The 13,578-nt window shown below is 60.5% G+C and carries 17 protein-coding genes; 10 read left to right on the top strand and 7 right to left on the bottom strand.

The annotated features are described in order from the left end of the window. Positions 1–525: 525 nt before the first annotated feature. The 6 genes from E5W87_RS26510 (at position 526) to E5W87_RS26485 (ending at position 2,709) form a co-directional block, all read left to right on the top strand. On the top strand, positions 526–708 hold the full coding sequence (locus tag E5W87_RS26510; RefSeq protein WP_292404422.1) for a hypothetical protein: 183 nt from the start codon (positions 526–528) through the stop codon (positions 706–708). A 26-nt stretch (positions 709–734) separates the two neighbouring features. Further along, positions 735–947: a DUF3102 domain-containing protein gene (locus E5W87_RS26505; RefSeq protein WP_292404420.1), complete on the top strand. Its 213-nt coding sequence runs from the start codon at positions 735–737 to the stop codon at positions 945–947. A 141-nt stretch (positions 948–1,088) separates the two neighbouring features. Beyond that, on the top strand, positions 1,089–1,286 hold the full coding sequence (locus tag E5W87_RS26500) for a hypothetical protein (protein ID WP_292404417.1): 198 nt from the start codon (positions 1,089–1,091) through the stop codon (positions 1,284–1,286). Between the two features lie 269 nt (positions 1,287–1,555). After that, entirely contained in the window at positions 1,556–1,870 is a 315-nt protein-coding gene (locus E5W87_RS26495) for a DUF6678 family protein (RefSeq protein WP_292404416.1), read from the top strand. A 72-nt stretch (positions 1,871–1,942) separates the two neighbouring features. Next, positions 1,943–2,185: a hypothetical protein gene (locus E5W87_RS26490; protein WP_292404413.1), complete on the top strand. Its 243-nt coding sequence runs from the start codon at positions 1,943–1,945 to the stop codon at positions 2,183–2,185. 293 nt (positions 2,186–2,478) lie between these two features. Further along, a complete protein-coding gene (locus E5W87_RS26485) occupies positions 2,479–2,709 on the top strand; it encodes a hypothetical protein (protein ID WP_292404411.1) in 231 nt (76 codons plus the stop codon). 77 nt (positions 2,710–2,786) lie between these two features. Here E5W87_RS26485 and E5W87_RS26480 read toward each other — a convergent pair whose 3' ends face one another. Next, the gene (locus E5W87_RS26480) at positions 2,787–4,775 is read right to left on the bottom strand and encodes an ATP-binding protein (protein ID WP_292404409.1); all 1,989 of its coding nucleotides are present in this window, start codon (positions 4,773–4,775) and stop codon (positions 2,787–2,789) included. Positions 4,776–4,874: 99 nt separating this feature from the next. Then, positions 4,875–5,429 (bottom strand): site-specific integrase, encoded by a 555-nt coding sequence (locus E5W87_RS26475; protein WP_292404407.1) that lies wholly within the window; start codon positions 5,427–5,429, stop codon positions 4,875–4,877. Between the two features lie 510 nt (positions 5,430–5,939). On the opposite strand from E5W87_RS26475, the gene E5W87_RS26470 reads away from it, so the two are divergent. From E5W87_RS26470 to E5W87_RS26455, 4 genes are all read left to right on the top strand, one after another. Continuing rightward, complete coding sequence (locus E5W87_RS26470) at positions 5,940–6,173, top strand: hypothetical protein (RefSeq protein WP_292404405.1); 234 nt, start codon at positions 5,940–5,942, stop codon at positions 6,171–6,173. Positions 6,174–7,108: 935 nt separating this feature from the next. Next, positions 7,109–7,963, top strand: a complete 855-nt coding sequence (locus tag E5W87_RS26465) for a MetQ/NlpA family lipoprotein (RefSeq protein WP_292404404.1) — start codon at positions 7,109–7,111, stop codon at positions 7,961–7,963. Positions 7,964–8,055: 92 nt separating this feature from the next. Then, complete coding sequence (locus E5W87_RS26460; protein ID WP_292404402.1) at positions 8,056–9,144, top strand: methionine ABC transporter ATP-binding protein; 1,089 nt, start codon at positions 8,056–8,058, stop codon at positions 9,142–9,144. Continuing rightward, a complete protein-coding gene (locus tag E5W87_RS26455; protein WP_292404400.1) occupies positions 9,125–9,781 on the top strand; it encodes a methionine ABC transporter permease in 657 nt (218 codons plus the stop codon). Before E5W87_RS26460 ends, E5W87_RS26455 begins: the two co-directional genes overlap by 20 nt. Before the next feature lie 16 nt (positions 9,782–9,797). On the opposite strand, the gene E5W87_RS26450 is transcribed toward E5W87_RS26455, so the two are convergent. The 5 genes from E5W87_RS26450 to E5W87_RS26430 form a co-directional block, all read right to left on the bottom strand. After that, positions 9,798–10,373, bottom strand: a complete 576-nt coding sequence (locus tag E5W87_RS26450) for a Fic family protein (RefSeq protein ID WP_292404399.1) — start codon at positions 10,371–10,373, stop codon at positions 9,798–9,800. Between the two features lie 3 nt (positions 10,374–10,376). Next, positions 10,377–10,583, bottom strand: a complete 207-nt coding sequence (locus tag E5W87_RS26445; protein WP_292404397.1) for a hypothetical protein — start codon at positions 10,581–10,583, stop codon at positions 10,377–10,379. A gap of 58 nt (positions 10,584–10,641) precedes the next feature. After that, positions 10,642–11,757: an aminomethyltransferase family protein gene (locus tag E5W87_RS26440; RefSeq protein ID WP_292404395.1), complete on the bottom strand. Its 1,116-nt coding sequence runs from the start codon at positions 11,755–11,757 to the stop codon at positions 10,642–10,644. 64 nt (positions 11,758–11,821) lie between these two features. Beyond that, on the bottom strand, positions 11,822–12,598 hold the full coding sequence (locus E5W87_RS26435; protein ID WP_292404393.1) for an ABC transporter substrate-binding protein: 777 nt from the start codon (positions 12,596–12,598) through the stop codon (positions 11,822–11,824). Between the two features lie 116 nt (positions 12,599–12,714). Then, the coding region (locus tag E5W87_RS26430; protein ID WP_292404391.1) for a hydantoinase B/oxoprolinase family protein at positions 12,715–13,578 on the bottom strand (864 nt) is incomplete at its 5' end.

Genomic DNA, 13,578 nt, shown 5'->3' with positions numbered 1-13,578 from the left:
GTCCCTGGATGATGACACACTTTGGGCCCCATCGACACGATCGAGAAAAGCTTGCAGCGCCTGGATCATCATTCTGGCGCCGGCAGGGCCCAAGGTGAAGGACTTCACTCCTTGCTCGGTAAACACACCGCCCAGGCTGAGGGGGAGCGGCGCGTCGTCTGGCGAGACGAATACTTGGCCGGCGCCATCAGACCATGTCACTCAAACTTGCACCGCAGGCCAGAATAGTGCAAACATTACGCATCAATTCCACCGGGGATGCGGAATGCTCGCGCGAGAAGGCTGGAGCCGCGGTTCTACCTCCGACGTCGACCCACGGGTGGCTGCGCTCTGTGCCGAGTTCGAAGTCGAGGTAATTCCCGCAAATCGCTATCCGATGCCTGGGCAGACCGCGCCGTCGCCTCTATCCGCCGGCTGATCGACAAGCACGGCGCCGCACACGCGCGGCTTGTCCTGTGCGTCCTGGCCGAGGGCCGCGGAAATCATGCACTGATCGAGGAAAGCAGCCTAACGGCCGTCTCTGACTTGCTGCTGGCCTGTCCGGATCTGGTCGAACAGGGCATGGCCGCGGTGCTCGAGGTTTTCGACGCGATACCGCTCGGCCCATACATGGCGATCGTGAATGAGCTGCGTGGCCGCGTTCATCAGGGGCATGCCCTGGCCGGCATCCTCTCTGTGCACCTCAGGCGCCTCAGGGAGGCTCGTTAACGGCGAAGGGGACGCTTCCGTTCCGGATGGCCAAGGCTAACGCCAGCGAGGCTGAAAAGGGTCGCCAGGGCTTCAGCAAACGCCAGCGCCGACGCGGCGAACTGATCGCGCTCGGCAAGCGCCTGCTCGGCGCCAAAACGTCATTGCCTCATGGCGAGTTCGGCCCGTGGCTGCGCGACCAGCCTGTCACTTACGATAGGGCGCTGAAGGCGATGCGGCTGGCCAAAGCTGAGGTTTAGGGGGAAGAAAATCGGGCTGATCTATACCTCCCGATGCGAGATGCCGGCAGATCGCGTCCAGATGCCAGTTCCAGCCTTTAGCTCAGCTTGCCCATGATGGCATTCGGTGGTCTGGTGGATTGCGTGTTGAGGGAGGCAGGAATGCGCAAGACAATCGGTATGGAAGAACTGGATAACTTCGAGGTCGATGGTGACCGGCTCTATTGGAAGGGCACTGCTGTCGTAATGGAACGCAAGCTGACGCTCGACTGGTACCAGACCTTGCTCGCGACTGCTGCGGCTGCGGGAGCCCTTCTTGCCGGTGTCCATCCGTTCGGCGCCACCTTTGGCTGGTGGTAACTAAGCCGGTTCGGCCTCTGCCCTTCCCGCTGGCGGCTTCGGTGCCGACACTTTCTACCAACAACCTCGAAAAGTCACATGTGAGCGAATCTCTTCTTGGCTATGCATAGCGTGGATACCTATGGTGGCTTTTTACGCACACTTCATCATGAAGCTAGTCCGCGTTCAACGAGGCTCAGTTGCTGCGCTCGAGAGAATTGCACAGCAGCTCGAACGGATGGACCAGCGTCTGACAGCCAAAGAGTTGGCCGGCTTTGAGAGGCAACAAAATGTTGAATCCGGCGATGAACAACACAAAATGGGATGAGCTTCGACTGGAAATGTACGCGCTGAAGCCGCCCCCATCTTGGAGCACACTTTCCACCAACGCCTACCGCTCACAGCCCGACCGAGAGTGGTTCTACCACTTCAGGGAGGGCGGATACGAATCCATCCTGCACTTAGACATTCAGGTCGAAACGCACGCCCAGCGAGAACTTGTCCGCTCGGCTCTCAAGAAGGTGCATGTGCCCGGCGAGGAAATGCCCGACGGCTTCCGCGTGTTCGGTTATCTTCAGGATGGTCAGGCTGCCGACTTCATTTGACAAAATCCTAGTAGGCTCGCAGTCGTCAGGCGCTTTCCGCCGTGCCTCTCGCTGGCGCCTTGGGGCAAGAAAATGAAACAAACACCCAAGGTCCTTTCATCCGCAGACGGCAAACTACGCGTCGTCTTTTATGAAAACGAGAATGGTCTTTTTCAATGGATAGAACAGGAGATCATTCCTCCAGATCCAGACCTCGGTCACCCGGACCCCGAATGGGGACCCACCAACCATATCCCATCTGGATATTTTGCGCGGCTCGACGAGGCTGAGGGGGAAGCACGCAAGATCGTCGGTTGGCTCCGTGAGTCCAAATAGCGTCGTCCGTCCGTTCTGATAGCCGCGCAAAACTCCGCAGCTTTGACGCTGCCGCTTGATAGGCTGCGGCGGCCAGTTCCTTGGTCTGGAAATATCCTAGCGCCACGCTGCCTCGGATGAGGATGCCTGGCATTCAACCGGGCGGCGATCCCAATCGGGGCGCTACTCCCGAATTGCTCCGATGGTCGGGGGTCGGATCGCATCCCCTTTGAATTCTAAGCTGCCTTCCGCTTCTGCGCTTCCCTCTGCTGGCGCGTTCCGCTGGCGGTCGCTTCCATCCCGATGGAGCCACCATGAAAAGCAAGCCCAGCAAATCCGGGTTCACCAAGCTCGTCGTCGCCGACACCACACTGCTATCGGCCGAGCCGTTGATCGGACTGCTCGAACTGGAGACCGACAGCGGCACGGTCGAGCTGGCCATGAATAGGACTATGGCCGAGCGACTTCACTTCGCCGTTGTTGAATTTCTCCAGGCCGGCGAGGGAGACGACGCGCCGACATTTGCGGTCGAGCGTTCGCAGTAGCAGTTCAGACTGCCGGCAGTAGCGATAAACACGATTATCGCTAGCAAATGAGCAGCGCTGAGCGCCGAACCTAAAACCTATTCAGCCGCTTGGGCTGCGGCTATTAATGAATTGCGGACTTCCTCGGGTAACAATCCTAATTTATCAAAGAAGCTCCTGTTTCTTAGCTCCGCATCTCGAAACACCTTCGCATAGCTCATAACTCTTATTGATGCGTGATGATTAGGTGAGAACCCATAGTAACCTAGTCCATCTGGAGTGGGCGTCTGTGCAACACTTCGTTGGAATTTCTTTCTCGCGGCTTCGCTGAGATCGCATATCACGATGCACTCAAATGGCGTCTGATCGTTGATATCAGCAACGATCATTCCTTCAACATCACGAACCGTGCGGGCACGTAGCCGTTCGATGTAATCGAGCACCTGATCCACAGGGTCGCTTGACAGCGCTTCATCTCCAGGCCGTTTGAACTCTACGATCACGATGGGATCGTTCGTGCCTTCGCGCCGGAAGCCATGCGGGTTGAAGAAAATGAGATCCGGCTCTTTCCGTTCGCCTTCGACGCCAAGAGCGGCCATGGATTTGTCTGATGCAAAAAAACTGTAGTAGGAAAGTAGATCATCCAAGAGCCATAAATTATGCTCATCGTAGTCTCGCGCGGTAAGCATCTTCCCCATAGGGCAAATTAGTTCGTGGAGAGTACGCTCCCAGTGATAGCTTTTCTTTTCTGCGTCACTGTATCGAAGCAGTGATCTCGCTAGCTGAATGATTTGGTGGCGCTTTATTGTGTACTCAGCCAATCGACGCTTGGCATCATCAGTTACCTTCCCGACAAGCTCTTCAATCCGCTCACGCCTGACAGAGTCGTTAGTATCAGGATTATCGTTATTGGCAATTGATTGAATTTGATGCCTTATCTTTCGTTCGTGCCTATAGAGCAGCGTGAATAATGTTTTCCCGATATCCTCTTCCGACATGCTCGGGGACAGGCTGGAAACGTATGCGTCGACGTTTGTGACGGAAATTGCCAGCTGGGGATGCTCCTCCAATATGCTGATGACAAGCTTTTTTTGAAACCGCCTGACGCCAGCAATATGTGCCTCTAAGAAGCGCTCGGCTGCGTCAAGCGCGGCTTGCTTGATTGCTTCGATTTCGCTTTCCAAGGTCTTGAAGCCGGTTCGCTCCTGATCGACCCGCGAGTCCAAAAATTGCCCCTTCACAACGCAAACATAGGCCTTTCCATTGTCCAAGCTTTTCAGCGCAAATTTCTTCTCAATTTCGACGCTCAGAACTACTCGGCCTTGAGCGGTGAGAAGGATCGAATTGGAGAGATCTTGCGAGATCGACTTGTCAACATACACGTGGGAGACAGTTATTTGTCCCACAGATCCGATCAGCACATCGAACGTCTCTTCCGCCTTCTTATCGATCCTTGATGCGAGGTATTCCCCAATGTCGAGATCGCGGCGCCCAAAAGTCACATAGAGTCGTGGCATGCTTCCGGCTATAAAAAACGGGAAGAAGTGGTGGCATATATAACGAGATAGGATCGCGGGACCGATAGCCGCATTTTGATGGGCCTTGATACCCGACAGCATTATTTTCGTGCCGACGTCTTGTGCCTTGCTCTTCGCTTTTTGAAGTCCGACAAGCGACTCCTCCTGCGCAGGATCAAACTTGAACGACACTTGCTCATATCCATCCAAGCCCGTCTCATAGGTGCTACTGACTGTGATCGTGTCAAATACCTTGATCCAAACCAGCCGGCCGACGCCTTTGCCGCCTAGGGCATACTTCTGTCGTGTATCGCAAGTCTCGAATGCATCAAGGTGCACCGGATTGAGCCCGACGCCGTTGTCGGAAATGGCCAGATACTTCAGAGTTTTATCTGCGTTTGTGTGAACGAGGATGCTGATTTCCCCTCGCTTCGCAAAGTCTGCACGTCCGAAGCGTTCCTCAGCAGCCTGTATTGCGTTGCTTATTGCCTCGTAAATTGAATATAGCAACGCGGTACGACCGTCCGGCAGCTGCATATTGCTCAAACGACCCAAGACGTCGAATTTCATGACCGCCCCCCGGAAATCTAGTTCCACAACAGAGAGGGCATACCTGGTCCATTAAAGTCAACGCATTGGCCTCCTTTCCCTGACCTGTGCTCCGTCGAGTTACAAAAAACCGTCTTCCGCATGGTCGTTGTGCCGGTCGGCGCGACGAACGTAGGTCTCCACAGATCGAGGATCCCGGTGGCGGCTCACTTCCATGATGCGGCTGATCGATGCCCGGTTGTCGGCCGCCGAGGTGATGAAGCCGGCGCGCAGCGAATGCCCTGACAGCTTCGACACGTCGAGCCCAGCAGCGTCGGCATAACGCTTGACGATCAGCCCCACGGATTGCGCGGTGAGGGCATCACCCATGACGTTGTCGCCACGGCTGACACGACGGAAGATCGGACCGCCGGTGATCTCTGCCGCCTCGATCCACTCCCGAAGCCTTTCAGCGACGGCGAAGGCCTTGCCGTTGAGGATGGCGACGGACTGGCCCTTGCCCTCCTGGTCAGTTTTGGAGCGGCCGAGAAAGACGTCTACGCCCTTATCATTGAAGGTCAGATGCTCGCGCTCGATGCCGACGAGCTCCGACCGACGGAACGCGCCGGCAAAGCCGAGCAGCAGCAATGCCCTGTCCCGCTTGCCCTGCAGCGTGTCACGGGGAACGTGCGCCAAGAGGGCGTGATGTCGGCGGTCGCTGGCTAGGCGTTGCGGATATCGTCGCGCTGATCGAAGCGAAGGAAGCCGAATACGCTGGTGCCAGGCTTCCGAGTTGACGATAGCGTCGATGGTAGTCATTCTCGACGATACAAGGGTCACTGCCATTTACTCGGACAGGAGCTGCCGGTTCAATTGAACCGGAAGCAGTGAACGGAACGGGCACAAACACCCCTCGACCGCGGTTTCGCCGATAGCAGTACCATAGAAACGTGCCACTTTGGCGGAGGATATGCGCCCTCCGAAGGCAGAGGTCACAGGTTCGAATCCTGTCGGGTGCGCCAAACTTGCACGGTCCATTCTGGACATATGGGTCACCCATCTCTCGGGAAGGGCACGATCTGCCGATCCTCCTGTTTCAGCCATATCCCACAAAGCCGGCCGTCGAATCCAATCCTCCCGCGACCGTCTGGAACCCAATCGGCTTCGAATGACTTGTTCTCGGATAGATCTCGAAGGGAGAAACCATTGCCCGCACCTGACGAAATGGATGTCGTCCTCGAAAAGCTGCCTTTGAGGATCGGCGCCTATGTACCCGACGATTTGCTGGAGGACTGGTTCGCGCCGGGAACGGGCATGAATCCGGTCAGCAAGGAAGCGCTGGCGGCGGCCAAGACTTACGGATGGCGCTTCGAATGCGAGTTCAAGCACTACCCCGATCGGATGGAGGGTGTGTTCTGGAAGTGGGTGCCGGCGATCTGATCCGCACAATTTCCGTCGGCCCGCTTGGCGCTTCAGTGATCGAGCTTGCCGCGAAATCGCTATCCTGATCTCCTCAGCCTATCGGCGTCGTCACCTTTCCGGTTCCGCCGCATTCGGGGCAGGTGCGGCCGTCGATCATGCCTGTCCCGGCGCAGCGGTGACAAATTTTCTCGCCGACGCCAGCAATGCCTGCCGCGTCGGCATTGGCTTGCCCAAATTGCTCGGGTTTACCTTGCAGCTGCTTTCCTAGCCGGGCGGCGGCCTCGTCGACTTCAAGCGGCGTGCTGCCCGGCAGGCCTTCGCCGGATTGGCCTATGGTTTCGTTGCGCGGCCGGTCGTTGGTGCCTGTCGTTATCTTTGGTTTTTGAGCCGTTGCAGTACCCTATGATCCTGTGCAGCTCTTGCGGTTTCGAACGCCTCAGCTGTGCAGAGGTTCCCGTTGGCAACTGTCCGCCGTCGGCCCGGACGAAAAGTGGCAAACAGCCAGCGCATCCAGGCTGAAACGGCACGAGATCGGACGATGCAGGACAAAGGCCTGGTGCCGCCGAGATTCGGGACGCGCGGGAGACCTTGCTCACAAGACCACCGTCAAGCGCGGGCGTCCGAACGTCTCGGTCCGGTCATGGAGGGATAGGTAGGGATCGGGCGCGTTGGTCAGCGTGACGATCATCGACGCGGTTGATGCGCCCGGGGAAAGCGACCGCGTTGCGTCTGCGCGAAGAGATCTCGCCGAAAAATGGCGTGCCGCGCCTAGACGATGCACGCGGTAAGCGCGCCCCTGTGCTCGCAATGGCATAATCTTTGAGAGAATATTCCCGGCTTCGCATCTGGCGAGAAACGCGGTTCTTTGATCCGGCGGCCAGCATCCCCGATGCTGTGATCAAGGCTTCGCATCTTGCCTGGCCACCATGATCTAACAACGGACGGGATTCATCATGATAGGGAATACCAACACTTTGCTATCGTTCTCCTCGGCAACTATAAATCGCCGAACAGGTCTTGCATTACTTTTCGCTTCGGCCGTCGCAATTGCCGGTTTGGCTGCGCCCAGTTCGGCCTTCGCCGAGGACAAGAAGGCGATCAAGGTCGGCATCATCAGCGGCGAGGATGAAGACGTATGGCGCGTCGTCACCGCGCAGGCGGCCGAGAAAGGGCTGACGCTCGAGACCGTGGTGTTCAACGACTACACCCAGCCCAACGAGGCGCTGGAACGTGGCGAAATCGATGCCAATGCCTTCCAGCACAAGCCCTATCTCGACAGTCAGATCAAGACGCAGGGCTATCACATCGTCCCCGTCGGCTATACCGGCGTCTGGCCGATCGGCCTCTATTCCAAGAAGCTTGCTAAGGTCGCCGACCTGGCCGAGGGCGCCGTCATCGGCGTGCCGAACGACCCGTCCAATGAAGGCCGGGCGCTGCGCGTCCTGCAGAATGAGGGCCTCATCAAGCTGAAGGACGGCACCGGCATCCTGGCGACAACGGCCGACATCGCCGACAACCCGAAGAAACTGGTCATCAAGGAGCTCGACGTCGGCATCGTCGGGCGTTCGGTGGAAGACCTCGACGCGGCGGTGGTCAACACGGATTGGGCGCTGAAAAGCGGCCTTACTCCTGAAAACCGCATCGCGCAGGAGCCGATCGCCGACAATCCGTACCGCAACTTCATCGCGGTGAAGGCCGGCAATGAGAACGAGCCCTGGGTGAAGACGCTGGTGGCTTCCTATCAGAACGAGGCGGTAAAGGTCGAGTTCGACAAGGTCTACAAGGGCACCGGCACCAGCGCCTATTGATGAGACATGGATCCGGGCGGATATGAAAAGGCGGTCCGCGCCCACGCGCGGGCCGCAATCCTATTTTACCGACCGCCGAAACAGGAACGGCCATGAACCAGCATTTCCCCGCAACTGCCGAGATACCGGTCGACACCACGGAGCGGCCGGAGGAGGTCGTGCGGCTCACCGCGCTGAAGCGCCGCTTCGGGGTAACGCCGGCGCTCGATGGCGTGTCGCTCACCGTGCGCAAGGGCGAGATTCTCGGCATCATCGGCCGCAGCGGCGCCGGCAAGTCAACGCTGATCCGCTGCCTCAACGGTCTGGAGCGGCCGGATTCCGGCCAGGTCTTCATCGAAGGCCGCGAGATCAGCCGGCTTGGCGAGCACGAATTGCAGCCGCTCAGGCGGCGCATCGGCATGATCTTCCAGCACTTCAACCTGCTCTCGGCCAAGACCGTCGAGGACAATGTGGCGCTGCCGCTCAAGATCGAAGGCCGCCCCAGGGCCGAACGCCTGGCGCGCGCGGCCGAGCTGCTCGAGCTCGTCGGCCTGTCGGAGAAGGCGAAAGCCTATCCGGCGTCGCTGTCGGGTGGCCAGAAGCAGCGCGTCGGCATTGCCAGGGCGCTTGCCGCGCGGCCAGCGCTGCTGCTCTCGGACGAAGCCACCTCGGCGCTGGACCCGGAGACGACCCGCTCCATCCTTGCGCTTTTGAAAGACATCAACCGGCAGCTCGGCCTGACCATTCTGCTGATCACCCATGAGATGGAGGTGATCCGCTCGATCGCCGACCGTGTCGCGGTCATCGACGCCGGCCGCATCGTCGAGGAGGGACCGGTGTGGTCGGTCTTTGCCGATCCGAAGTCGGCAATCACACAAAGCCTGCTCGGCGCCATCCGGCCGCAATTGCCGGCGGAGATCGCAAGCCGGCTAACGCATGGCGCCGGTACGGAGGCGATCCTGAAAATCGACGTGGCGGGTGAGGCGGCGCGCGGCCCGCTGCTGTCCGACCTCGCCGCAGCGGTTCCCGGCTCGTTCCGCCTCGTGCATGGCGGCATCGACCATGTCCAGCGGCAGCCTGTCGGCACGCTGTTCCTGGCCGTGCCGGGCAACGACGCAAACCATCTGACGCGGGTGATCGCGTTCCTGAAAGCCCGCGAGGCGCGGGTGGAGGTGCTTGGCCATGTCGCCAATCCTGTTTGAGCTGCTGCTGCGTTCGATCTGGGAGACGATCCTGATGACGGGCGCGTCCGGATTCATTTCGCTGGTTTTCGGACTGCCGCTCGGCCTGGCGCTGGTCGCCACCGACCGTGGCGGCATCGCCGAAAGCCTGGGGGTGAACCGCGTCCTCGGCGCTGTCGTCAACGGCTTCCGCTCGGTGCCGTTCATCATCCTGCTGGTCGCGCTGATCCCGGTGACACGGCTGATCGTCGGCACCTCGATCGGCACCTGGGCTGCGATCGTGCCGCTGTCGATCGCGGCGACGCCCTACTATGCCCGCGTCGCCGAAGTGTCGCTGCGCGAGGTCGATCACGGGCTGATCGAGGCGGCGCGCGCCATGGGCGGCAACCGCTGGACGATCATCCGCGAGGTGCTGGTGCCGGAAGCCCTGCCCGGCATCGTCGCCGGCTTCACGGTGACGCTGGTGACGCTGATCGGCGCCTCGGCAATGGCCGGCGCCATCGGTGCCGGCGGGCTTGGCGACCTCGCCATCCGCTATGGCTACCAGCGCTTCGAGACGTCAGTCATGATCGCCGTGGTCATCGTGCTGATCATCCTGGTCTGCGGCATCCAGTGGGCCGGCGACCGGCTGGTGGCCAGGCTGGATCGCAGGGGGTGAGCATTGAGCCAACCAGCTAGGCGATGATGTCTTCGATGAGAGCCTGCAGGGGCGCTTCGGAACCACTGAAACTGTCGATCATGGCCTGGATCACGCGATCTCGCTCAAGCATGTCGGCATTGACCGCGAAGCCCGCGTGCTCGGCGAGCATGGCGAGGAAAGTGAGCTGAGTACGGCCGTTGCCTTCGCGAAACGGATGCACGGCATCAATCTCGGCGACGATGTGCGCCACATCCTTGGCAAAGCCAGTGCTATCAAGGTCAGCCAAGCGGTCGGGGTCGCCGAGTTCCCGGAACACCCGAGCCATCTCACTGGCGATGTGTTCGGGGTAGCAGAACCAACTGCCGCCCTTGCCGATGCGAATGGTGCGCGCCTGACCTGCCCAGACATAAACGTCCTGGAAAAGGTGCCGGTGCAGGCTGAGGTAGTGTCGGTAGTCGAGTTCGCCTGCCGGCAAGGGCTCATCAGCGCGAGTCAGGAACAGGGCGAGCTCGACTTCATCAAGTTCGGCCTGGTCGCGGATGTCCAGCAGATTGATGAGCACCGTCGTGCCGGGGTAGCAGAGCGGATCGAACTCGGCAGCGTAGACCAACGTCTATTTCTTCTTGCGGATTTCTTCCTTGATGAGCGAACGCCGCTCATCGCCGGACAATCCGTGCCGCGCACCCTGGTTGAGTACCTTTGCCATGCGGGGCGACAGCTTCATGCCTTCCACCGCGCTGATTTTCTCGCCACGCGCGCTCGTCAGCACAAACCGACCGGTCTTGGCCGAACGGCCGATTCTCGAATTAGGAGACTTCATTCGCAAACCATATCATGGACCCGGAGGTGAAACCAAAACGATTTCCAGGCAAGCCGAGCTAAGCCCTCAATCTGGTCCCTTCCGGGTCGAAGAACGGCATCGGCGCCACGACCGCTCGGGTCGGCTTGCCGTCGATATCGATGCTGAGTTCGGTGCCGATCTGCGTGAATGGCAGCCGCAGATGCGCGGTCGCCAGCACCTTGCCCAGCGAGTAGCCATGGTCGCTGTAGGTGACGACGCCGGCATCCTCGCCATCGGCCAGAACCCGCGCATTCGCGGCGGCCGGCGTGTTGCCTTGGACGATCAGCCCGGTCCAGCGCTCGTCGACGCCTGTGTCGCGGACTTTGAGCAGTGCCTCACGGCCAACGAAATCGCCCTTGTCGAACTTGATCCAGCTGTTAAGGCCGACATGGAACGGCGTGCGGGTCTCGTCCATGTCGATGCCGTGCGCCGGATAGGCCTTCTCCAGCCCCAGCGTGAACATCGCCAGCACGCCATAGGGTTTCAGGCCAAAATCACGGCCGGCCCGCATCAGTGCATCCCAGACGGCAATGGCCTCGTCGGCCGGCACGAACAGCTCGAAACCGAGCTCGCCGGTCACGCCGGTGCGCGAGATCAGCAGCTTCGTCTCGCCGATGCGCGCTGTGGTGAAAGACCAGCGTTTCAGACCATCCAGATCGGCGTCCTGCACCAGCACCTTCAGCAGTTCGCGCGAGCGCGGCCCCTGTATCGTCGGGAAGGCGATGGCCGCCGTGATGTCGGTCACATAGGCGTTTCGGCCCTCGGCGTGATGCAGCAGCCAAGGCAGCATTTTCTGGCGGTTGACGGAGCCGGTCACCAGCATGAAATGCTCGGGCCCGAGCCTGAACACGGTGAGGTCGTCCATGATGCCGCCATCCTCGCGGCAGATGGTGGAATAGCGCACCTGCCCCGGCCGCATGGCAGCGGCGTCGTTGACGATGACATGGTTGACCAGGGCCTCGGCCCCCGGGCCCTTGATGTCCATCTTGCCCATGGTGCTGAGGTCCTGGACACCGACATTCTTGCGGGTGTTCAGATGCTCGTCGGCAATGCCGGAGTAGTATTTGGCCGAAATGAAATCGCCGCCGACCCGGCCCATCGTCGCGCCCAGCCCGACGATGCTGCTGTAGAAAGAGGATCGCCGTTCGGGCACGAAAGTCTCCGTCACTCGTCGTCGGGCCGGAAGAGCGCGACTGCGCTCCCGGTGCGTAGCTCGATCAGCTGCCGTAGACGTCGAAAGCAAAATACTTGTCGTTGATTTCCTTGTATTTGCCGTTGGCGCGCAGCGCGTCGATCGCCGCATCGAGCTTGTCGGCCAACTCCTTGTTGCCCTTCTGCAGGGCGATGCCGACGCCGGGGCCATGAATGGCCGGGTCTGGCGGCAGCGTGCCGAGCAGTTTGCAGCTAGCGCCCTCTGGTTTCTTCAGCCATTCGGTCAGCAGGATAGAGCCGTCCATCACCGCGTCGAGACGGCCATTGACCATGTCGGTGCGGGCATCGTCACCGGTCGGATAGGGCTTGATGGTGGAGCCGCTGTACTTCTGCTCGGCGAAATTCTGGTGGATAGTCGCGCTCTGCACGCCCAGCGCCTTGCCTTTCAGGTCCTCGGGCGAGGTGCCTGATACAGTCGAATCCTTCGGCACCGCGATCGCCGGCGGCGTCTGGTAGTATTTGCGGGTGAAGTCGACCTTCTCGGCCCGCTCCGGCGTGATCGTGATGTTGATGATGGCGTCGAACTTGCCCGCCTGCAGTGCCGGGATCGAGCCGTCGAAATCCTGCACGACGAACTCGCATTCGGTCTTCATCTCAGTGCACAGCGCCTTGCCGAGATCGATGTCGAACCCGCCCAGCGTGCCGTCGGCATTGGCATAGTTGAAGGGCGGATAGGCGCCCTCGGTGCCAAGCCTGAGTTTCTTATCCTGGGCAGAGGCAGCACCCGTGGCGACAGCCATGGCGACGGACGCGGCAAGCACGAAACAACCGAAAAGGCGCATGATCCAGATCTCCGTTGGTAGGGCAAGTCTACGGGGTTTTGTACCCCCGGCGGAGACGGAAACGACATGCCGTGCGGCGATCACGGCGCGGCCGGGCCGATTGGGAGCTTCGTCGGTCAGCGGTGTCCGGGTGATCGTGCCCGCTCGGTAGCGGCTTGGTCGATTGCCGACCCGTCCGCCGAGAGAGTGACGCCAAATTTCTCGCTGGCCTGTTCGGGCGTATAGTATCCAAGGGCAACATCCCTCAGCACCAGATCGGCGTCGCGCTGTAACGGGTCGCCATAGCCGCCGCCGCCCGGCGTGCCGACGCGCACGCGGTCGCCGGCCTTCAGCGCAATGTCCTGCTCCTTGGAGAGGTGGGGTGGCACATGTTCCTTGCCGTCGCGGAACACGGTCACGGTGTTAACCGCGCCGTCCTTGCCGCCGAGCGCGCCCTGCGGGCCGAAACGGCCATGATCCATGACGAAGGAGGCGCGGGCGTCGCCGCGCAGGATCTCGACCTCGTAGGCGAGGCCAAAACCGCCGCGATGCTTGCCGGCGCCGCCCGAGCCTTCGCGCAGGGCATAGTGGCGATAGAGCACCGGAAAGGCCTGCTCCATAATCTCGACCGGCGGCGACTTGGAAATGCCGATGGTGGAGCAGCCATTGGTGAGGCCGTCATGACCGGCATTGCCGCCATAACCGCCGCCGGAAATCTGGTACATGACGTAGTCGCGGCCGCGCGCCGGGTCGTTGCCGCCGAGCGCGAAATTGCCGCTGGAGCCGGCGGGAGCCGCCGTCACCTTGTCCGGCAGCGCCTGCACCATCGCCGCGAACACCGCTTCGGCGATGCGCTGCGAAACCTCGGCGGCGCAACCCGACACCGGGCGCGGATATTTGGCGTCGAGGAAGGTGCCTTCCGGCCGCTTGACGATCAGCGGCTCGAAGGCGCCGGCGCTGATCGGCACGTCGGGGAAAATATGGCGCATGGCGAGATAGAC

It is taken from the genome of Mesorhizobium sp., assembly GCF_004962925.1.
In the GTDB taxonomy this organism is placed as follows: Bacteria; Pseudomonadota; Alphaproteobacteria; order Rhizobiales; family Rhizobiaceae; genus Mesorhizobium.
Note: the sequence above shows the minus strand (reverse complement) of the source record. Positions and strands in the feature narration are given on the sequence as shown.

Coding starts and splice junctions, on each gene's coding strand:
- E5W87_RS26505 (WP_292404420.1), top strand. CDS start 735: ATGGCCAAGGCTAACGCCAGCGAGGCTGAAAAGGGTCGCCAGGGCTTC.
- E5W87_RS26500 (WP_292404417.1), top strand. CDS start 1,089: ATGCGCAAGACAATCGGTATGGAAGAACTGGATAACTTCGAGGTCGAT.
- E5W87_RS26495 (WP_292404416.1), top strand. CDS start 1,556: ATGTTGAATCCGGCGATGAACAACACAAAATGGGATGAGCTTCGACTG.
- E5W87_RS26490 (WP_292404413.1), top strand. CDS start 1,943: ATGAAACAAACACCCAAGGTCCTTTCATCCGCAGACGGCAAACTACGC.
- E5W87_RS26485 (WP_292404411.1), top strand. CDS start 2,479: ATGAAAAGCAAGCCCAGCAAATCCGGGTTCACCAAGCTCGTCGTCGCC.
- E5W87_RS26480 (WP_292404409.1), bottom strand. CDS start 4,775: ATGAAATTCGACGTCTTGGGTCGTTTGAGCAATATGCAGCTGCCGGAC.
- E5W87_RS26465 (WP_292404404.1), top strand. CDS start 7,109: ATGATAGGGAATACCAACACTTTGCTATCGTTCTCCTCGGCAACTATA.
- E5W87_RS26460 (WP_292404402.1), top strand. CDS start 8,056: ATGAACCAGCATTTCCCCGCAACTGCCGAGATACCGGTCGACACCACG.
- E5W87_RS26455 (WP_292404400.1), top strand. CDS start 9,125: ATGTCGCCAATCCTGTTTGAGCTGCTGCTGCGTTCGATCTGGGAGACG.
- E5W87_RS26445 (WP_292404397.1), bottom strand. CDS start 10,583: ATGAAGTCTCCTAATTCGAGAATCGGCCGTTCGGCCAAGACCGGTCGG.
- E5W87_RS26435 (WP_292404393.1), bottom strand. CDS start 12,598: ATGCGCCTTTTCGGTTGTTTCGTGCTTGCCGCGTCCGTCGCCATGGCT.